Genomic DNA, 17,782 nt, shown 5'->3' on the forward strand with positions numbered 1-17,782 from the left:
CCGAGCCTAGATCGCACTCCGGGGCATGCGCCGGGCAGTGATCAGCTGTAGGTGAGCGAGAAGCTGTTCGTCGTGAAGTTCGACTGCCCCGCCGTGCCCGTGATCTCGAAGCCGAACTGCAGCTCACCCACGGTCACGTTGCCCCACCAGTTGTTGGTGCGCAGCCAGTTCATGATCGCCAGCAGGTCGATCGTGCCCGAGCTGGTGTTCGTGCGGATGAACGAGAACACCGCGTTGGCGCCGTTCGAGCCGCGATAGACGTTCCACGTGTGGCCGCCCACCGACAGATTCCGGACGTTCGGCACCGCCCCGTTCGCGTCGTACTGCTCGGCGATCGGCCCCACCGCGCCGTGCTGGTTGGTCCAGATCATGACCTCGTACGCGTGATTGTTGGCCCAGATGTCGTACGTGGTCGCGTAGTCCCCGTCGGCCGGCACCGACACGTTGAACGAACTGGACACGCCGGCCAGCGAGCTCAGCGTCCGGTTGAGCGTCTTGCCGGTGTTCGGGTACGACTTCACGCCGCTGGTGCGCGGATGGTTGGCCACCACGCCGAAGTTCGTGCCGCTGCGGGCCCAGATCGTCTGCGCGCCCGCGCCCGCACCCCAGATGTTGTTGTAGAGCGTGTACCCGTTGTTCTGCCACGTCGCCCACTGCCCTGAGTCGACCCAGGCGGCGTCGCTCGGCACCCCCGGACTGCTCGGGGGTGGTGTCGTCGGCGGTGTCGTGGGTGTCGTCGCGCCGGTGCAGGCCGTGCCGTTCAGCGTGAACGCCGTGGGCGCCGTGCCGCTCCCCGACCCGTTGAAGCCGAACGACACGGTCCCGTTCGTCGCCAGCGAGCCGTTGTAGCCGGCGTTGCGGGCCGTGACGGTCGACCCGCTCTGCGTCAGGTTCGTGTTCCAGGCCTGGGTCACCGACTGCCCATTCCCGTACGTCCACACGAGCGTCCACGACGTGAGCGGGTCACCCAGATTCGTGATCGTCACGTTGGCCCCGAACCCGCCCGGCCACGTGCTGCTGACCGCGTAGGCCACCCGGCACCCGGCCGCGGCCGACGCGGGCAGGGCGGTGAGGACGGCCGCCCCTCCGGTCATGAGCACGGTGCCGGCCAGCGCGACCGCAAGACTGCGTCTGCGCATGTCATCCCTCCGATCGGACGGTCGTCGAAGCGCTTCGACGGTGGCGCGAGCAGTTCGACGACCGTCAATGTGTAGGTGTCCGCGATGGTAGGACGTGACGCAGGCCACGGCAACCGAACGGGCGCTGCTAAGTGGCGGCTAAGAGGGCGCGCTCATCGTCGGTTCCATGACGACTACCTCGTACGCTTCCCACCGTCTCGACCTCATCCCCGGCGCGGGCTTCCAGGCCTGGCCGGCCGACCCCTCGCGACCGCCTGCGCGCCTGCGCCGCCCGGGCGCCGGCGTGGCCGCGCCCCTGGGCCGCGAACGCCAGATCGCCCTGACCCTGGAGGCATTGGCGCGCGGCCAGGTCGTCAACGTCCGTGGCCCGTGCGGCATCGGCAAGTCCACGCTGTTGCGACACCTGGCCGCGGTGGCCGGCGCCGCACTGCCCGCCGTCCCCGGTCCCGCTTTCAGCGACTCGGCTCTCTTCGACGATTCGGCGTTTCTGGACGATCCGACTTTCCTGGGCGGCCTGACTTTGCCGGGCGGTCCGAGCCGTCCTCATGCCTTCGCGGGCAGTCGCGGTGGTTCGACACGCGTTCGTCCTGGCGTTTATCTGCAGGTGAGCGCGGACGACGACCCAGCCGACGTGGTGGAGGCCGTGCTCGACAACCTCGGCTATCCCGGACGCCCCGAGGCGCTGGCGACCCTGCGCCCGGTGGTGGCCCTCGACTGCGACGCCGGCGGCGCGGCCGGGGTGGAGGCCCTGCGGCCGCACTGCGCGGTGATCGTCGGCTCCGAGCAGCCGATCACCGGCGTGCCCTGCGAGCTGCCCGGACTCGCCGAGGACGACGCCCTCCTGCTGCTGACCCGCGAACTCGGGCACGACCTGAACGCCTTCGAGCGGATGGCCGCCGCCCGGCTCGTGGTGGCCGTCGACGGCAGCCCCCTGCGTCTGCGTCAGGCGGCCGCCGTCGTACGGGCCGGTTTGCGGACCCTCGAAGACCTGGCCGACGTCGTCACCCGCGACCCGGCCGCCCTGACCCGGATGACCCTGCTCGGCCTCGACCGCGCCGACCGTGGCGCCCTGACCGTGCTCGGCGTGCTGGCCGGCATGCACCTGCCGGCCGACCTGGTCGAGATCATCACCGACACCGGCAACACCCGCGCGGCCCTGCTCAAGCTGCGCGACCGCCGCCTGGTCGACGCCGAGTGCGACCGGTTCGGCCTGCCCGTCTGCCGGGCGCCCGAGAACGCCGCCCTGCTGTTCCGCACGATCGACCTGTCATCGGCGGTCCGCGACATTGCCGAATTCGTCCACGAGGCCGACCTCAACGCCGACGGCACGATCACGCTGGCCAAGGCCCTGGTCACCCTGACCGGCGAACTGGCCCGCCGCCGACAGTGGACAGCGGTCGTGACCCTGGTCGAAGCGGCCGAGCCCATCCTGACAGTCGCTGGCCGCTGGTCCACCTGCCAACGGCTGCTCTCGCTGGGCATTAAGGGTGCCCAACACGCCGGGGACCTGGCCTCGGAGGCACTGTTCCACCACGAACAGGGCACCCTGGCCTTGGCATCGGGCGATCATGCCCAGGCCCGCGAGCAGCTCACCCAGGCCCACGACCAACGCGCCCGGCTGGGCGACACCCAGGGCATGGAAGTGAGTGCTCACAACCTTGGCCTCGTCCCAGCGATCCCGGCGGCCGACGACGAGCGCGGTGACGACTCGGGCGAACGCGGGCGCTCAGGGGTGAACCGCGCCCGCGAGGGCTCCCCGTGGGCGCCGGCCGCACGGGTGGGGCCGGTCTCGGGAGCGGAGGCCGCCACGCCCGAGCCGCCCGCGCCCCGGCCGGCGAAGCAGCGCGGCCGTCTGAAGGCGGCCGCGGGCACGCTCATCGCGGTGGTCATCCTGGGGCTCGGCGTGGTCGACGCGCTGTGGGACACCAGCGAAGATGCGAAGGGCTCGGCTGCCCCGGCGACCTCGGCAGGTCCGACAGCGACGGCAACCCCGACGCCGACGACCGCCGCGCCGACGACCGCCACGCAGGCGCCGTTCACGCGGGCGCCGTTCACGCAGCAGCCGTTCACGCGGGCGCCGTTCACGCAGGCGCCGTTCGTTACTCCGCCGCCGCCCACCACGCCGGTGCCGACCCCGTCCCGGCGGGAGCCGCCCCCGGTCACGAGCCCGCCGACGCCCGGCACCTCCTCGCCGCCACCGAAACTGCCCGCGCTCGCCCCGGACGGCCTCGATTTCGGAGAGGTCCAAGTGGGCGAGTCGTCGGGGCAGCGTCTCCTGGTCCTACGCAACGACCAGGACGTTCCGGCCGTCTACGGCAAGCCGACGGTGACCGACCCCGCGTTCGTCGTGCCGGCCTCGGACCCGTGCGCGGGTGTCGTGCTGCCGCACAGTTCCTGCACGTTCGCGATCGCGTTCGCGCCCACCGTGCCGGGTGTCGTGCGGGCCGCCGTGCAGATTCCCATGACGACCTTCCCCGACGTACGGAGCAGCCTCGTGGCCACCGGCTACTGGGAGTTCACGGTGAACGTGCTTACCAGCCAGGGCAGGGTGACCATGACGTCTCCCGTGCAGGCGTGTGCCAAGACCGAATGCGTCTTCCGGGCGACTCGGACGCCGGTCGAGCTCAGAGCCGAGGACTGCACGCGGTGTCGGGTCACCTGGCTCAACTGCGTGCAGTCCGAGGATCACCGGACTTGCCGTGCCGATCTGAAGGCCGGCCTGCAGGTGTTCGCGGGCTTCGCCGGCCCGCAGACGGGGCCCGACTAGGGCATCCGCATTCCCCGGCCGCTACCTGCGGCACGTCGACTACCTGCTGCGACTCGAGCCGGCGGCCGATGCTACGAGCCGCGGCGACGCCACCTTCCACCTGGAGTGAGGGCGGACTCCGGCTGCGGTTAGGCTTTCCTAACCTTGGAGGAACGGGGTTGGGGATGACGCAGCCGGAGTCGCTCGCACAGTTGCTGAACGGGCGGCGCGCCGCGATCGACGCGACCCTGCCGACCGTCGGGTTCGTGGCCGGTTGGCTGGTCCTCGGCCAGTCGATCATCGCCGGCGCGATCGTGGCCGTCGTCGTCGCGCTGGCGATCTCGGCGTGGCGGCTCCGCAAAGGGGACAAGCCGCGCGCGGTCGTGATCGGCCTGCTCGGCGTGTGTGTGGCCGCGCTGATCGCGCTCTACACCGGCAACGCGGCCGACTTCTTCCTGATCCAGCTGTTCAGCAACGCGGCCAGCGCCCTGGCCTGGGCGGTCAGCATCGTGATCCGGTGGCCGCTGCTCGGGCTCGTGGTCGGCGGCGTGCTCGGGCAGAAGACCCGCTGGCGGCGCGACCCGGCGCTACTGCGCTCGTACGGGTTGGCCAGCTGGGTTTGGGTGCTGCAATACGTCGTACGGGTGGCGGTCTTTCTGCCCCTGTACGCCGCCGGCCAGGTCTTCGCCCTCGGTGTCATGCGCGTCGCCCTGACCTGGCCGCTGGTCGCCGCATGCCTGGCCGTGAGCTGGTGGGTCATCCGCCGCACGCTGCCGCCCGGCCACCCCGGCCTGCGCCACCCGGTGACCTCAGTAGTGCCGGATCCCCTTGGTGAGGGTTCGCGCCCAGCCTGACTCGTCGTGCAGCACGCCCAGCGCCACGACGAAATGGCACAGCTGCCCCCGGGCGAAGAACTGCTGAACGTCGTCGTCGGAAGCGCCCGACTGCTGCTTCACGTGCTCGACCAGGCGGCCCTGCGCGGCCTGCAACTCGTGCCGGACCGACTCGTCGTCGCAGGCCGCGAGCGCCTGAATCTGGATCATCATGAGCTCGCGGCTGGTGATCAGTTGGGCGTACTGATCGGCCATGCCGTCGAGCGTGGTGGCGGTGAGCGCCCCGATGATCTGCTCGAAGCAGTCGTGCAGGACGGTGATGAACAGCGCCTGCTTCGTGCCGAAAAGCCGGAAGACGTACCCCTCGGAGATGCCCGCACCGGCGGCGATCGTCTTGGTCGACGTGCCGTGATAGCCGGTGCGAGCGAACGCGTCGATCGCCGCCTGCATGACATCGGCGCGGCGGACGTTGGCGGTGGAGCGTACGCGAGGGGGCATTCGCGAGATTCTAGAGGCGACGCGGTTCCGGCTCCACAAACTCCCACCCCATCGCCTCGCCACCCTTGAGCAACTCCTCGGGCGAGGGGTTCCGCGTCTCGTGGGTCGGCATCGAGGGGCTGGTCGCGGGCTCACCCATGTCCTCGAAGAACTTCTCGAACCCGGCCGGCGTGACCATGCAAAAACCGCGGCCACGCTTCGACCGTACGAAGATGGAATGCGGGGTGGCCTGCGGAATCCACACCGTCGACCCGGGCGTGACCAGGTGCACGGTGTCGTTGACGAAGACCTCCCACTCGCCCTCGGTGATGAAGAAGAGCTCGCTCTCGTTGGCGTGCCGGTGCACCGGGGCCTGCCAGCCGTGGGGGACGTCGCACTGGAAGAACGAGAGGACGCCCTTGGTGTCGGCGGCCTTGGCCTTGAAGGTGATCAGCGCGCCGGCGAACCAGGTCATCGAGCCTTCGTCGGGCCCCAGCATGTAGCCGCTGGGATCGGCCCCGGGCACGGGAGTCCCATTGTGCGGCGCTCGGTAGTCGAACGACATGACACCCTCCAGTTATGTAAGTGAGTACTCACATACATCTCCGGCCGGGGTAAGCCCAAACGTGTCGATCGATGGTTGTGTGCCTAGTAAGTGAGTACTCACGTACCGCGCATCCGAGAGCGCCGACCGGCGCGTAGCCGGGGCCGGCGTTCTTTTAGGACGCCGCGACCGGTGCCCGCTGCTGCTTGCCGTCCACTGCGGCCGGGGCCGCTGCGGCTCGCTGCCGCTCGGATCCGGCCAGCTGCGGCTCGCTGCCCGCTTCGGCCCGCCGCCGCTCGCCGTCCCGCTACGGTCCGCCGGTCCTGACGGTAAGTGAGTACTCACATCGGCTCTGCGGGTTGTAGCGGTCGATGGGGCGAGTTGGGCTTCGTTGAGAGGGATGCCGTCTGGTTTGGCCCGGTCGGCGCATCCGTCGGCCTTCGCTTGTAAGTGAGTACTCACATCGGCCCGGCGGGTTGTAACGGTCGGCGGGGCGAGTGGGACGTCGTTTAGTGGGCGCCGTCTGCCTACTCGCCCGCCGCCCGCCGCCCGCCGCTTGTAAGTGAGTACTCACTTAAACGTCGGCGGTCGGTGAGTTCGGACACCGCGATCAATGGTTGCCGTTTGGCAAGTACGGGTATCAGTAGTGCGTTGGCACGACGATGTGGAGGCTGTCATGGCATTCGACGACAAGGTCGACAACAAGGCCGAAGAGGTTGGCGGCAAGGTCAAGGAGGGCGTCGGCCGCGCGACGGACGACGAGCAGCTCGAGGCTGAGGGCCGGGCCGACCAGAGCAAGTCGAAGCTCAAGCAGGCCGGCGAGAACATCAAGGACGCCTTCAAGTCCTGAGCTCGCTGAGAACGACCAGGCCCCGGCCCGCGATCAAGCGGCCGGGGCCTCGTTCTGCGCGAGTAAGCACGAGAAGCGAGCAGGCGCGAGTAGCGAGCAGGCGCGAGTAGCGAGCAGGCGCGAGTAGCGAGCAGGCGTGAAAAACGAGCAGGCGTGAAAAACGAGCGGGCGCGGGCGATCAGGCTGCCGGGGCCTCGTTCACGATCGTGTAGAGCTTGACCACCACGTCGTTCTCGACGAGCAGGATGTCCACGCCGGTGACGACCGCGGGCGCGTCGGCGGGGCCTAGTTCCCAGGCCAGCATCGCGAGGTTGCCCACCGTCTGCACCGGGCCGGCCGGGCGGAAGACGAAACCCGGGGTCCGGTCGAGCAGTTTCTGTGCCTTGGCGTCGAGCGCGTCGCGGCCGGTCAGTTCTTCCTCGGAGTCGGTGAATACGACGTTCTCGGCGTACGTCTCGGCGATGACCGCGGCCCGCGCCTGCGGGTCACGCTCCCCGAAGACGCGCAGCAGGTTGTTGGTGGCGAGTTCCGTCAGGCGATCCATGATCCTGATCGTGGCAGCGTTCCGCTGATCGCGCCGTCGCCTGCGTCACGGTTCGGGGTGGCGTCGCGGTGGTAACCCGGACCTATGAAGCGTTTTCTCGCGATCCTCGCCGCGCCCGCCCTCCTAGTGGTCGGCTGCGGCACGACCGGCGCCACGAATGGCTCAGCGCCGGAGCCGAGCAAAGCAGTGCGAACTGCGCCGGAGTCGAGCGAGGCTGTGCGAAGTGCGCCGGGCCCGAGCGAAGCGGCGGAAAATGCGCTGGAGTCGAGCAAAGCGTCGCAAAGTACAACCGGGGCAGGGGGTGGTCCGGCCCGATGTCACACCGCGGATCTCGACGTCACAACCGGCGTTGGCGGCGCCGCGGCCGGCACGCACTCGATCAATCTCCTCTTCACCAACAAGACCGGCAAAACCTGTTCCCTGTACGGCTATCCGGGCGTCTCCTGGGTCGCAGGCGACAACGGCACGCAGGTCAACGCGGCGTTCGCCCGTGAGCCCGGTGAGACGGCCGCGAAGACGATCACGGTGAGGCCCGGCGCCAAGGCGTACGTGCTTCTGCTCTGGCCGTATTACGCCAACTGCGACTCCGCGAAGTGCCGCCCGGCGCAGGTCCGGGGTTACCGTGTGTATCCGCCCGACGAGACCGCGGCGATCTTCGTGAGCGATCAGCAGACGGTCTGCGCGGCGCCGGGCGTCGGCACCGGCCGCGTCCGCCCGGTTGCCGCCGCGGCAAAGTGACCGACCGCCGCGGCGAGGTGACCGGCCGCCGCGGCGAGGTGACCGACCGCCCCGGGGAAGTGATGGACCGCCCCGGGGAAGTGATGGACCGCCGCGGCCAAGTGAACGACCGGCGCCGTGAAAGTGACTGACCGGCGCCGCGGAGTGGTAGGTTACTGAAGAGTTAATTAGGGCTGATTTGGCCAGCATAAATACAGACTCGCCCGTTCGTACCACTCCGCGTGGGACGAACGGACCTCATTGATGCTCGTCGTGATCTGCCGGGGCCGGAGATCCGTGTTGGCGGGCGAAGGGGCGACGCTCAGCGCCCCCAAATGAGGAGATCTCATGCTCAACACGAAGCGTTCTCGTGTCCGCGCCGCCGCTGGGGTGGGGATGGCGGCCGTGATCGCCACCGTCGGCGCCGTGACCTTCAACGCCTCAGCGGCGGAGCAGGCGCCCGTCGCGCCCGCGGCCGTCGGGCCCGAAGCACGCGCGGTCTCCATCCCGGGCATCCCCGCGGCCATCAAGCCGCCCAAGGGTTCCAAGCCGATCGGAGCCTACATCGTCGCGAGCGGCACCCAGACTTACACCTGCAGCACCAACCTCAAGTACGAGGGCGCCTCCACCCCCGAGGCGCAGCTGATCGGCACCGGCGGCCGCGTCCACCACTTCGGCGGCCCGAGCTGGCAGTCCACCCGCGACGGTTCCAAGGTCACCGCCAAGAAGGAGGCCGAGAGCCCGCGCACCGGCACGATCCCGGAGCTGCTGCTCAAGGTCGACACCTCCACCGGTGGCGGCGTGCTCGGCAAGGCCACCTACATCAGCCGCCTGCTCACCTCGGGCGGCACCGCGCCCACCGAGGCCTGCACCGCGGGCCAGACCAAGGCCGTCAAGTACGGCGCGGTCTACGTCTTCTGGACCAACTGACCCAACGCGATTCTTCCCGGGGCGTCGGCCGACCAGGCCGGCGCCCCGCGTTGGTGAACCGAACCGGCGCTCCCGTGCTACCCACCTCTGAGAGGGGGAGGTGGCGATGGCACAAGAAGACCACGAATTGCTGCGCTCGATCGCCGCCGGTGACGCCGCCGCGCTCTCCCTCCTCTACGAGCGCCACTCCGGCCCGCTCTTCGGCTATCTGCTGCGCCTGGCGGGCGACCGGATGACCGCCGAGGAGATCCTGCAGGACACGATGCTCGCCGTCTGGCGGTCAGCCGGGGCGTTTCAAAGCCGCGCCAAGGTGTCCACCTGGCTGTTCGGCGTGGCCCGTCGTCAGGCCCACAACAGGCTGCGCCTGCGGTCCGCGCCCGAGCCCGCCGCCGAGCTGCCCGACCCTGCCGACCAGGGCGCCGGTCCCGAGGAGCTCGCGATCGCCGCCGCCGGTGGCACCCCGGTGGCCGTCGCCGTCGACCGGCTGCCCGCGCATCACCGCGACGTCATCGCCCTGGTTTTCGTGGCCGGGCTGCCGCTGTCCGAAGTGGCCGAGATCCTCGCGATCCCCGTCGGCACGGTCAAGAGCCGCCTGCATCACGCCCGGGCCGCCGTCGCCGCGGCGCTCGTAGCCCAGGAGGTGCCCGAATGAAAGACCACCTTCCCGCGCAGGAGGTGCCCGAATGAAAGACCACCTTCCCGCGTACGCCGCCGGAGTGCTCGACGCCGCCGAGAGCGCCCGGGTCAGCGAGCACCTGGCCGACTGCCCCGATTGCCGCGCCGACCTCGCCGCCTGGCAGTCGATCGCCACCGCGGCCCCGCCCGCCCGGCTCTCCCCGCCCGACCCGGCCCGGCTCGTGCGCACGGTCCTGACCCGCAGCGCGACCGAGCCCGTACGGGAATCCGGTCGTCCCCGGCGGCTGCGGCACCTGGCCGCGCTGCTGCTGGCCGAGGCCCGCCTCATCCGTCCGGCCGTGCCGATCGCGTCGGCCCTGGTGATGGCGCTCGGCGTGGCCGTCGTGCTGCTGCAACCCGTCGCCGGCTCGGCCGGTCTCGTGCTGTCGCTGATCGCCCCGCTGGTCGCGGCGGCCGGGGTCGCGGGCACCTACCGCGCCGGCCCGGAGCTGATCGCCTCGCTACCCACGTCCGGCCGCCTGCTGTTGCTCGTACGGCTGGCCTTGGTCTTCGGGTACGACCTGGTGCTGGCGACGGCGGCGTCGGCCGTGCTGGCCGCGGGCAGCCTGCACACGCTGATCGCGGCCTGGCTGGGCCCGATGGCGCTGCTGGCCTCGCTGAGCCTGCTGGTCGCCGTCCGGTTCGGACCCGACGTCGCGCTCGGCGTGGCCGTAGGCCTGTGGTCCGTTCGCGTGCTGGCGGCCGGCGTGTTGCTGCCCGACGGCTGGCCGGCCCGGTTCATCGTGGCGTCCTGGTCGACGACTGCGCCCGTCCTGGCCGTCAGCGCCGCGGCCGCGATCGTCGCCGTCGCCGTCCCGGGTCGCGGTGAACCCGGGGGCGGCCGGCGCGCTACCCATTCGATGTGAGACCGAAAACCCTTTGGCGGTACGAGATACGCCGCGCGGGCTGGACGGCGGTGCTCGGCCCGCCGATCGCCGTCGCCGTGGGCGTGCTGGCCGCCGTCGCGAACCCGGTGCCGAGCGACACCAACACCGCACGTGTCCTGATCGGCGCCCTCGAGATGGCCCTGCCGCTGACCGCCGGGGTGGCCTGCGCCTCGCTCGTCGGACGCGACCCGGCGGTCGAGATCCAGCTGGCCGTGCCCACGCCGTACCGGGAAACGCTTTTGCGCCGGACCGTGGTGACCCTGGGCTGGGCCGCGCTGGTGGCCGCCCTGACCGCCGCGGTGCTGATCGCGACCGGCTGGTGGGCCCGCTGGCCGGACAACCACGGGGTGATCGCCGGGCAGCTCACGTGGGCCGCGCCGACCCTCGCGCTGGGCGGCCTGGGCCTGGCCGCGGCCGCCGTGAGCCGCAGCCCGGGTGCGGCCGGGGCGCTGGTCACGACGGTGTGGGCGATCCAGCAGTTCTTCGCCGGGCTCGCGCAGCAGCACCTGCCGGGCCGCATGCTCTACCTGTTCGCGACCACCCGCGGCGCCGACCCCGCCGACTGGACGGCCAACCGGCTCACGCTGATCGCCGTGGCGGTCGCGCTCGTCGCGCTGGCGCTGGTCGTGCTGGGCCGCTCCGAACGACTCATCTCCGAGGACGACGAATGATCGCGACCCTGCTCTACGAGTTCCGCATGCAGATCCGCAAGCGCTCGGTGTGGATCGTGCCCGCGCTGACCCTCGTGCTGTTCGTGCTGATCGGCGGCAGCCTGCTGCGCGACCTGTTCGACCCGGCCGAGCGGCCCCCGGAGGCCCGGCTGGCCGTGGTCGGGCTGGCCGTGCAGATCCACGCCCTGCTGTCGATCGGGTTCGGCTGCCTGCTGGCCGACCGGCTCGTGCGCGACGACCGGCTGCGCGTCGCCCCGATCCTCGATGCCACCCCCGCCTCGCCGGGCGCCCGGCTGGTCGGCAAATACCTGGGCGCGGGCGCGGCGACCGCGGTGCCGATCGCCGTGGCCTTCTTCGGCTTCGCCACGGCGTACGCGGGCAGCTCTGGATCTTGGAGTGCCCTGCCGTGGGCGCTGGCCGTGTTCGGTGCCGTGATGGTGCCGGGTCTGCTCTTCGTGGCGGCGTTCGCGCTGACCGTGCCGCTGATCATGCCGGCCCCGCTGTTCCGCGTGCTGTTCGTCGGCTACTGGCTGTGGGGCAACGTGGTCACGCCCGACCTGATGCCGACGCTGTCGCGGACCGTGCTCAACCCGCTCGGCGGCTATCCGATGGCCGCCCTGTTCGACTTCGCGGGCATCGACGGCGACGACCAGTGGGCGGGGCCGTTCCCCGGCGCCACGCTCAACTTCCTGCGGCCCGAACCGACCCCGCTGATCGCCTGGCTGTCGATCGCCCTGCTGCTCGTGCTCGCCGCGGCCGCCCTGACCGGCGGTCACCTGGCCCGCCTCGCCGAAAGGACCCGCTCGTGAGAATCGAGATCGCCGGCCTGACCAAGACGTTCCGCGGGGGAGTGGCCGCCCTCGACGGGCTCGACCTGACCGTGCCGACCGGCATGTTCGGCCTGCTCGGAGCCAACGGCGCGGGCAAGACGACGCTGATGCGCATCCTGGCCGGCATCGCCCGCCCGACCGCCGGCCGCGTCACCGTGGGCGGGCACGACCTGGCCACGACGGCGGGCCGCCACGCCGTGCAGCGCGGCCTGGGCTACCTGCCCCAGGATCTGGGCGTCTATCCCGACCTGACGGCCCGGCAATTCCTCGACTACGTCGCGCTGCTGAAAGGCCTGGACGACCCCACCGTACGGCGTCGTCGCGTCGGCGAGCTGCTCGAAGTGGTGGCCCTGACCGGCCAGGCGAACCGCCGGCTGCGCGGCTTCTCGGGCGGCATGCGTCAGCGCGTCGGCATCGCCCAGGCGCTGCTGGCCGACCCGCGACTGCTGATCGTCGACGAGCCCACGGCCGGGCTCGACCCCGAGGAGCGCATCCGCTTCCGCACGCTGCTGTCCCAGTTCGCCGGCGACCGTACGGTGTTGCTCAGCACCCACATCGTCGACGACATCGCGCAGACGTGCCGCGAGGTCGCCGTGCTGTCCCGGGGCCGCCTGGCCTTCCGCGGCACCGTCGAGTCGCTGACCCGCGAGGCCGCGGGCCGGGTCTGGTCGCTCACCACCGCCGGCCCGCCGCCGCCGGACGGCACGGTCGTCTCGGCCCTGCCCGCCGCGGAGGGCGGCATGCGCTATCGGATCGTCGCCGCGACCGCCCCCGGCCCCACCGCCCAGCCGCTCGAACCGGCCCTGGAGGACGGCTATCTGACGGTGGCCGCCCCGGAGCGATCCGCGCTGAACGCATGACCCAGACTGGGTGGATGACTGGCCATGTGGTGTTGCTCGCCGGATACAGCGAGCAGCAACCGGTGAATGAGGTAGTGCCCGCCACCCTTGTCGAGGACGGTGTGTACGACGTTCTGGGCAGCCCCGCGATGGCGTACGGCTGCGCGGCCGGCGACCGGGTCCGGGTCGCCGCCGACGGATCGTTCGAGGTGCTGCGCCGCGGGGGGCAACGTTTGCCTTTCGGTGCTGCCCGAGACGACGCCTGACGACGATGACGTGGCCGAGCTGCGGGACGCCTTCGACCGGCTGGACGGCCTCGTCGAGCTGCCCGCGGACCGGCGCTTCATCGTCATCACCGTGCCCCTGACGGCCGGCTTCCCGGCCATCGAGGCTGCCGTGAACGCGTGGACCGCCGCCCGTAACTGTGGCTGGGAATACGGCAACGTCCACGATGAGGACTGGTGGGTCGGGGAGCCGGGCTGACGGGTGCTATTTGGCGCGGAGGCGGAGCATCCCGCGCGCGGTCCAGAGTAGACCGATGAGCAGGGCGCCGACGATGGCTACCGTGCTGACCGGGCCGTCGAGCACGGAGACCAGCCCGACCGTGATGCCGTAGGCGATGGAGAGAAGGACGAGCAGGCGGGTGGAGAGAATCCCGTTCATGTGAGTCAGCATGGCCGTGGGGGTGGCCCGCGCGGTGCCACCGGTCGGGGGGATTTCGATTCCGACGACAGTTGGATGCGCCGGGTCGCGGGCGGCTGCGATCCTATGGGGATGGCCGACCTCGCGGGGCGTGACGAGTGGCGTCGTCATACCGGTGTCTGGCACGCCGGGTTCGGGTTGCTGGCCGCGGTCACCGGGGCCTTGCTGGTCACGCAGGGACGCCCGATCGGCCTGCCCCTGCTCGCGGCGCTGGGCGTCTGGTATGCGGCGGTCGGGGCGCGGGCCGTGCGGGACGGGGAGCAGGGGGCCGCCGGTCTGCTCTACGTCGCCGGGGCGTTGCCGCTGACGCTCGCGCTGTTCGCGGTGCACCCAGTGTGCGCGGTGCTGTTGTTCTGCCTCTATTCGCACATCTGGGCGGTGCTGCCGCCGCGCCGCGCGCTCGTCGCGACCGTGCTCGCACTGGTCGGCACGGCCGCGGTGACGGTGGTCAGCGGCGGGCTGACCGCCGAAGTGTTCGTCACCGCCGCGGCCGGCCTGTTCATCGCGGCCGGGCTGGGCCTGTGGATCACCCGGATCATCCAGCAGAGCCAGGAACGCGCGGGCCTCGTCGCCGACCTGACGCGGACCCGGGCCGCACTGGCCGACATGAGCCGCCGGGCCGGTGCGCTGGCCGAACGTGAGCGGCTGGCCCGCGACATCCACGACACCCTCGCGCAGGGTTTCACCAGCGTGTTGCTGCTGCTGGAGGCGGCCGAGGCGGAGCCGGAGCCTGAGTCCGCGCGGCGGCACCTGACCCGGGCCCGGCACACGGCCAAGGAGAATCTCGACGAGGCCCGCGCCCTGATCGCCGCGCTGGCCCCACCGGCGCTGCGCGACGCCACCCTGCCCGACGCGCTGCGCGTGCTCGTCGGCCGGGTCGGGGCCGACCTGCCCGCCCCGCCCGCCCTTGCCGTCACCGGGACACCGCGACCGTTGCCCGCCGATCAGGAGGTCGCGCTGTTGCGGGTCGCCCAGGAGGCGCTGACCAACGTACGCCGGCACGCCGCGGCCGCCACCGTCGGCGTGGAGCTGGAGTACGCGGACGGCGTCGTGCTGCGGGTGACCGACGACGGCCGCGGGTTCGACCCGGCCGCGCTCACCGGCGGTTTCGGCCTGTCCGGCATGCGCGAACGCGTGGCGCAGGTCGGCGGCGTGCTGGCGGTGCGATCGGGACCGGACGGCACCACCGTCACGGCCGAACTGGTGGCTCCGTGACGGTCCGGGTGTTGCTGGTCGACGACCACCCGGTCGTACGGGAAGGGTTGCGGGCCGTCCTCGAGGCCGAGCCGGACATCACCGTCGCGGGCGAATGCGGTTCCGGCGACGAGGCCGTACGGGAGGCCGCCGCGCTCCGGCCCGACGTCGTGCTGATGGACCTGCGCCTGCCCGGCCTCGACGGCGTGGCCGCGACCCAGCGGATCGTGGCCGACCGGACCGCGGCGGTGCTGGTGCTCACCACGTACGACACCGACGGCGACATCACCCGGGCGGTCGCCGCCGGGGCCGCGGGCTATCTGCTCAAGGACAGCTCGCGGCAGCAGCTGGCGGCCGCCGTACGGGCCACCGCGCGGGGCGAGACCGTGCTGGCCCCTCGGGTCGCCGCCAAGCTGGCCGACCACGTACGCGGCACCGGCCCGGAACTGACCCCGCGCGAGCTGGAGGTGCTGCGCTGCGTGGCGACCGGCATGTCCAACCCGGAGACCGGCCGCCACCTGTTCATCAGCGAGGCGACCGTGAAGAGCCACGTGATGCGCATCTTCGAGAAGCTCTCGGTGCGCGACCGCACGGCCGCCGTCACCGCCGCCATCGCCCGCGGAATCCTGCCACCGCCGGGCTAGGTCCTGTTTCGTAGTGGGGGTGGGTGCGAGGCCGGGTCCAGATTTCGTCTGGTGGTGGCCCGGGGAAGCCTGGCTCCCGGGGTTGGAACCTGGCTTTCCCGGGACGCCGCCAGGCGGGATCTGGGCCCTGCCGCAGCCCCGCCCCCACTACGAAACAGGGCCTAAGCCGCGGCGGCCATCGTGCGGCGGTATTCGTGGACCGGGCGCCAGCGGTCGTGCAGGGTTGTGATCAGCGAGATCATGACCAGGAAGAACAGGGTGTCGTAGCCGTCGAGCTGGTTGTCGAGGATCCAGTTGGCCACCGTGGCGAAGGCGACGTTGAGCAGCAGGCGGGCCAGGAACGAGAGCACAGTGTTGCGGATCGTCCAGCTGCGGCGGGCGACGGCCAGCGAGATGGCCGCGTTGACGACGACCGTGATGGCGACGCCGACGATCAGGTTGCTCGTCGAGCCGGTGTAGTCGGGGAGCATCTGGGCGAAGATGGTGCAGAGCAGGCCGAGCAGCACGGCCTTCTCGAAGGTGTTCCACGACCAGACCTTGTCGTTCTGCACGCGCCAGGCGCTGCGCTCGTGCGGCTCGTCGATGGCCTCGGGCTGCGGCTCGGGACGGAACTGCCACGACCAGTCGGTGGGCCGCAGCCGGGGCCGCACGGCCCGCTGGAACACCACGACGAGCCCGGCCAGCAGGGCGATCAGCAGCCCGATGGCCCACTGGTGCTGGGCAAGCTGGTCGGTCACGTCGAGCTGGGCGACGTGCAGCCACCACTCCTGCGGCAGCTTGATCACCACCCAGATCACGCCGGCCAGGCTCAGCCACCAGCCGATCAGCAGGGTCACCGGCGACCAGCGCGAGCGAATGGTCTCGTACGCGATGAAGAAGTACTCGAAGACGTTGGGGAACACGAGCAGCAGCCAGCGCAGCTGCGTGAGCTCGAAGACCAGCGCCCCGGCCAGCCGGTAGTAGAACAGGAACCGGGAGATGCGGAACGCCGGCTCGCTCGTCCAGTTGCGCAGCGTCGACAGGTACGCGATGGACAGGTAATACACGTCCATGGCCTTGTCGTACGACTGATAGCCGGGCGGGTCGTAGCCGAACGCCTGGAAGATCGTCTGGTCGACCCCGTCGAGCACCAGGCAGGCGATGACGGCCGGCAGCGGGTAGTAGGGGATGGCCAGCGGCAGCAGGAACCGCGCCGCCACGACGGCGACGAAGGCCAGCGCGGCTCCCGTGCTCACATACGCAGACTGTCAGAGACAGGGCGGCGTGTAACGGTCGACCCGCAGTCCGTGAAAAGCGAGCTTGTTCGGGGTCTTGCCGACGAACACGAAACCGCGCGCCTCGCTGACGGCCGTCGCGAAGCTGTGGGCGGGCTGGCCCAGCTCGGCCACCGGACCCCAAGCGGACGGGCGGAAGCTGAAGAACCTGGTCACCGTACGGCCGTGGGTGGACGGGATGCGGGTGGCCCACTGGGCGCCGCCGCTCCAGTGCGAGGCCGGGCGCAGCTGCAGGTAGACGTCGTCGGTGGCGCTGTACGTGAGCCGGAACCCGGCCGAGCGCGACAGGTCGGCCTGCGCCTCGAACTCGTTCGCCAGCCACAGCACCGCAACGTGCCACTCGTCGTTCAGGAACTCGATCTTGGCCGTGTAGCCCCGGTGGCGGGCCGGGACCAGCATGCTGCCGGTGGCCGGCACGGTGGTGCCCTCGCCGCTCGCGATCCACTGCTGGTAGCGGTCGATCGACGGGGTCGCGCACTCGCGCGCGGAGCCGGCATGCGGCAACGGACTGGCCAGCATCACCACGGACAACAGCGCCGCAAGCATCAGTAAACCCCCACAAGATGAGCGGATCAGTAAGGTTTGTTCAGAGTAAACTGCAGTCAAGTTTATCGATGGAATTGGCATAGTCGGATGAGCCCGGATTGGCGTGTCAGAAACTTCGCGAAGCAAGTACTTTGGGGGATGTGACGAAAGTTGACTTCTACTTCGACCCGGCCTGCCCCTTCGCCTGGATCAGCTCCCGCTGGATCCTCGAGGTTGAGCAGCAGCGCGACCTCGACCTGCGCTTCCGTGTGATGAGCCTGTACGTGCTCAACGAGAAGCGCGACCTTGACGACTGGTACCGCGAGCTGATCAACCGGGCGATCGGCCCGGTCCGCGTGCTGACGGCGGCCGCCCAGCAGCACGGCGAGGGAGTGCTGCGGGACCTCTACACCGCCATGGGCACCCGCATCCACAACCAGCAGCAGAAGGACTTCGACGTCGTCGTCCGCGAGGCGCTGGCCGAGGTGGGGCTGCCGGCCGAGCTGGCCGAGGCCGCGAGCAGCACCGACTACGACGAGGCGCTGCGCAAGAGCCACCACGAGGGCATGGACCCGGTCGGCGAGGACGTCGGCACCCCGACCATCCACATCGACGGGGTGGCGTTCTTCGGCCCGGTGCTCAACAGCATCCCGCGCGGCGAGCAGGCCCTCAAGATCTTCGACGGCGCCGTGGCCCTGGCCGGCTATCCCGACTTCTTCGAGCTCAAGCGCACCCGTACGGGCGACCTCAAGTTCGACTGA

Annotated in this window: 23 protein-coding genes; 16 read left to right on the plus strand and 7 right to left on the minus strand. The window is 70.8% G+C overall.

Annotation, left to right across the window (positions count from 1 at the left end; all coding sequences use genetic code 11):
* Positions 1–41: 41 nt before the first annotated feature.
* Positions 42–1,139: a glycoside hydrolase family 12 protein gene (locus tag JKJ07_RS50260; protein WP_236030159.1), complete on the minus strand. Its 1,098-nt coding sequence runs from the start codon at positions 1,137–1,139 to the stop codon at positions 42–44.
* Between the two features lie 166 nt (positions 1,140–1,305).
* On the opposite strand from JKJ07_RS50260, the gene JKJ07_RS30230 reads away from it, so the two are divergent.
* The 3 genes from JKJ07_RS30230 to JKJ07_RS30240 are packed head-to-tail and all read left to right on the plus strand — an operon-like array spanning position 1,306 to position 4,739.
* A complete protein-coding gene (locus JKJ07_RS30230) occupies positions 1,306–3,906 on the plus strand; it encodes a hypothetical protein (RefSeq protein WP_202995266.1) in 2,601 nt (866 codons plus the stop codon).
* 46 nt (positions 3,907–3,952) lie between these two features.
* Positions 3,953–4,015 (plus strand): hypothetical protein, encoded by a 63-nt coding sequence (locus JKJ07_RS52460; protein ID WP_438871449.1) that lies wholly within the window; start codon positions 3,953–3,955, stop codon positions 4,013–4,015.
* A gap of 55 nt (positions 4,016–4,070) precedes the next feature.
* Positions 4,071–4,739: a DUF3159 domain-containing protein gene (locus tag JKJ07_RS30240; protein WP_202995267.1), complete on the plus strand. Its 669-nt coding sequence runs from the start codon at positions 4,071–4,073 to the stop codon at positions 4,737–4,739.
* On the opposite strand, the gene JKJ07_RS30245 is transcribed toward JKJ07_RS30240, so the two are convergent.
* Both JKJ07_RS30245 and JKJ07_RS30250 read right to left on the minus strand, forming a co-directional pair.
* Positions 4,695–5,216 carry a TetR/AcrR family transcriptional regulator gene (locus tag JKJ07_RS30245; RefSeq protein WP_202995268.1) on the minus strand — a complete coding sequence of 174 codons (522 nt, stop codon included), beginning with the start codon at positions 5,214–5,216 and terminating at the stop codon, positions 4,695–4,697. The genes JKJ07_RS30240 and JKJ07_RS30245 overlap by 45 nt on opposite strands.
* Before the next feature lie 10 nt (positions 5,217–5,226).
* Positions 5,227–5,760, minus strand: coding sequence for a cupin domain-containing protein (locus JKJ07_RS30250; protein WP_202995269.1), 534 nt, complete (start codon positions 5,758–5,760; stop codon positions 5,227–5,229).
* Between the two features lie 655 nt (positions 5,761–6,415).
* Here JKJ07_RS30250 and JKJ07_RS30255 point away from each other — a divergent pair.
* Complete coding sequence (locus tag JKJ07_RS30255; protein WP_202995270.1) at positions 6,416–6,589, plus strand: CsbD family protein; 174 nt, start codon at positions 6,416–6,418, stop codon at positions 6,587–6,589.
* Positions 6,590–6,767: 178 nt separating this feature from the next.
* Here the strand turns inward: JKJ07_RS30255 and JKJ07_RS30260 are convergent, their stop codons facing one another.
* Positions 6,768–7,133: a nuclear transport factor 2 family protein gene (locus JKJ07_RS30260; RefSeq protein WP_202995271.1), complete on the minus strand. Its 366-nt coding sequence runs from the start codon at positions 7,131–7,133 to the stop codon at positions 6,768–6,770.
* 84 nt (positions 7,134–7,217) lie between these two features.
* On the opposite strand from JKJ07_RS30260, the gene JKJ07_RS30265 reads away from it, so the two are divergent.
* The 9 genes from JKJ07_RS30265 (at position 7,218) to JKJ07_RS30305 (ending at position 13,165) form a co-directional block, all read left to right on the plus strand.
* On the plus strand, positions 7,218–7,871 hold the full coding sequence (locus JKJ07_RS30265; RefSeq protein WP_202995272.1) for a DUF4232 domain-containing protein: 654 nt from the start codon (positions 7,218–7,220) through the stop codon (positions 7,869–7,871).
* Positions 7,872–8,198: 327 nt separating this feature from the next.
* Complete coding sequence (locus JKJ07_RS30270; RefSeq protein WP_202995273.1) at positions 8,199–8,780, plus strand: DUF3455 domain-containing protein; 582 nt, start codon at positions 8,199–8,201, stop codon at positions 8,778–8,780.
* Between the two features lie 106 nt (positions 8,781–8,886).
* Entirely contained in the window at positions 8,887–9,432 is a 546-nt protein-coding gene (locus JKJ07_RS30275) for an RNA polymerase sigma factor (protein ID WP_202995274.1), read from the plus strand.
* A gap of 31 nt (positions 9,433–9,463) precedes the next feature.
* Positions 9,464–10,321, plus strand: coding sequence for a zf-HC2 domain-containing protein (locus tag JKJ07_RS30280; protein WP_202995275.1), 858 nt, complete (start codon positions 9,464–9,466; stop codon positions 10,319–10,321).
* The gene (locus JKJ07_RS30285) at positions 10,318–11,013 is read left to right on the plus strand and encodes a hypothetical protein (protein ID WP_202995276.1); all 696 of its coding nucleotides are present in this window, start codon (positions 10,318–10,320) and stop codon (positions 11,011–11,013) included. The genes JKJ07_RS30280 and JKJ07_RS30285 overlap by 4 nt, the downstream gene beginning before the upstream one ends.
* Positions 11,010–11,822, plus strand: coding sequence for an ABC transporter permease (locus JKJ07_RS30290; protein ID WP_202995277.1), 813 nt, complete (start codon positions 11,010–11,012; stop codon positions 11,820–11,822). The genes JKJ07_RS30285 and JKJ07_RS30290 overlap by 4 nt, the downstream gene beginning before the upstream one ends.
* Entirely contained in the window at positions 11,819–12,703 is an 885-nt protein-coding gene (locus tag JKJ07_RS30295) for an ABC transporter ATP-binding protein (protein WP_202995278.1), read from the plus strand. Before JKJ07_RS30290 ends, JKJ07_RS30295 begins: the two co-directional genes overlap by 4 nt.
* Positions 12,704–12,717: 14 nt before the next feature.
* Complete coding sequence (locus JKJ07_RS30300) at positions 12,718–12,948, plus strand: hypothetical protein (protein ID WP_202995279.1); 231 nt, start codon at positions 12,718–12,720, stop codon at positions 12,946–12,948.
* Positions 12,926–13,165, plus strand: coding sequence for a hypothetical protein (locus JKJ07_RS30305; RefSeq protein WP_202995280.1), 240 nt, complete (start codon positions 12,926–12,928; stop codon positions 13,163–13,165). Before JKJ07_RS30300 ends, JKJ07_RS30305 begins: the two co-directional genes overlap by 23 nt.
* Before the next feature lie 6 nt (positions 13,166–13,171).
* On the opposite strand, the gene JKJ07_RS30310 is transcribed toward JKJ07_RS30305, so the two are convergent.
* The gene (locus tag JKJ07_RS30310; RefSeq protein ID WP_202995281.1) at positions 13,172–13,345 is read right to left on the minus strand and encodes a hypothetical protein; all 174 of its coding nucleotides are present in this window, start codon (positions 13,343–13,345) and stop codon (positions 13,172–13,174) included.
* A 111-nt stretch (positions 13,346–13,456) separates the two neighbouring features.
* Here JKJ07_RS30310 and JKJ07_RS30315 point away from each other — a divergent pair, with 111 nt between their 5' ends.
* Complete coding sequence (locus tag JKJ07_RS30315) at positions 13,457–14,599, plus strand: sensor histidine kinase (RefSeq protein ID WP_202995282.1); 1,143 nt, start codon at positions 13,457–13,459, stop codon at positions 14,597–14,599.
* A complete protein-coding gene (locus JKJ07_RS30320) occupies positions 14,596–15,222 on the plus strand; it encodes a response regulator (protein ID WP_202995283.1) in 627 nt (208 codons plus the stop codon). The genes JKJ07_RS30315 and JKJ07_RS30320 overlap by 4 nt, the downstream gene beginning before the upstream one ends.
* 161 nt (positions 15,223–15,383) lie before the next feature.
* Here the strand turns inward: JKJ07_RS30320 and JKJ07_RS30325 are convergent, their stop codons facing one another.
* Positions 15,384–16,457: a hypothetical protein gene (locus tag JKJ07_RS30325; protein ID WP_202995284.1), complete on the minus strand. Its 1,074-nt coding sequence runs from the start codon at positions 16,455–16,457 to the stop codon at positions 15,384–15,386.
* 12 nt (positions 16,458–16,469) lie between these two features.
* Positions 16,470–17,042: a hypothetical protein gene (locus tag JKJ07_RS30330; protein ID WP_202995285.1), complete on the minus strand. Its 573-nt coding sequence runs from the start codon at positions 17,040–17,042 to the stop codon at positions 16,470–16,472.
* 131 nt (positions 17,043–17,173) lie between these two features.
* Here JKJ07_RS30330 and JKJ07_RS30335 point away from each other — a divergent pair, with 131 nt between their 5' ends.
* Positions 17,174–17,782 (plus strand): mycothiol-dependent nitroreductase Rv2466c family protein, encoded by a 609-nt coding sequence (locus JKJ07_RS30335; protein ID WP_236030160.1) that lies wholly within the window; start codon positions 17,174–17,176, stop codon positions 17,780–17,782.

Source organism: Paractinoplanes lichenicola, from assembly GCF_016785085.1.
GTDB classification, from domain to species: domain Bacteria; phylum Actinomycetota; class Actinomycetes; order Mycobacteriales; family Micromonosporaceae; genus Actinoplanes; species Actinoplanes lichenicola.

Excerpts from the sequence above, each read along its gene's own strand:
- JKJ07_RS50260 (WP_236030159.1), bottom strand. The coding sequence starts at position 1,139 with ATGCGCAGACGCAGTCTTGCGGTCGCGCTGGCCGGCACCGTGCTCATG.
- JKJ07_RS30230 (WP_202995266.1), top strand. The coding sequence starts at position 1,306 with ATGACGACTACCTCGTACGCTTCCCACCGTCTCGACCTCATCCCCGGC.
- JKJ07_RS30240 (WP_202995267.1), top strand. The coding sequence starts at position 4,071 with ATGACGCAGCCGGAGTCGCTCGCACAGTTGCTGAACGGGCGGCGCGCC.
- JKJ07_RS30245 (WP_202995268.1), bottom strand. The coding sequence starts at position 5,216 with ATGCCCCCTCGCGTACGCTCCACCGCCAACGTCCGCCGCGCCGATGTC.
- JKJ07_RS30250 (WP_202995269.1), bottom strand. The coding sequence starts at position 5,760 with ATGTCGTTCGACTACCGAGCGCCGCACAATGGGACTCCCGTGCCCGGG.
- JKJ07_RS30255 (WP_202995270.1), top strand. The coding sequence starts at position 6,416 with ATGGCATTCGACGACAAGGTCGACAACAAGGCCGAAGAGGTTGGCGGC.
- JKJ07_RS30260 (WP_202995271.1), bottom strand. The coding sequence starts at position 7,133 with ATGGATCGCCTGACGGAACTCGCCACCAACAACCTGCTGCGCGTCTTC.
- JKJ07_RS30265 (WP_202995272.1), top strand. The coding sequence starts at position 7,218 with ATGAAGCGTTTTCTCGCGATCCTCGCCGCGCCCGCCCTCCTAGTGGTC.
- JKJ07_RS30270 (WP_202995273.1), top strand. The coding sequence starts at position 8,199 with ATGCTCAACACGAAGCGTTCTCGTGTCCGCGCCGCCGCTGGGGTGGGG.
- JKJ07_RS30275 (WP_202995274.1), top strand. The coding sequence starts at position 8,887 with ATGGCACAAGAAGACCACGAATTGCTGCGCTCGATCGCCGCCGGTGAC.
- JKJ07_RS30280 (WP_202995275.1), top strand. The coding sequence starts at position 9,464 with ATGAAAGACCACCTTCCCGCGTACGCCGCCGGAGTGCTCGACGCCGCC.
- JKJ07_RS30290 (WP_202995277.1), top strand. The coding sequence starts at position 11,010 with ATGATCGCGACCCTGCTCTACGAGTTCCGCATGCAGATCCGCAAGCGC.
- JKJ07_RS30300 (WP_202995279.1), top strand. The coding sequence starts at position 12,718 with ATGACTGGCCATGTGGTGTTGCTCGCCGGATACAGCGAGCAGCAACCG.
- JKJ07_RS30310 (WP_202995281.1), bottom strand. The coding sequence starts at position 13,345 with ATGAACGGGATTCTCTCCACCCGCCTGCTCGTCCTTCTCTCCATCGCC.
- JKJ07_RS30315 (WP_202995282.1), top strand. The coding sequence starts at position 13,457 with ATGGCCGACCTCGCGGGGCGTGACGAGTGGCGTCGTCATACCGGTGTC.
- JKJ07_RS30330 (WP_202995285.1), bottom strand. The coding sequence starts at position 17,042 with ATGCTTGCGGCGCTGTTGTCCGTGGTGATGCTGGCCAGTCCGTTGCCG.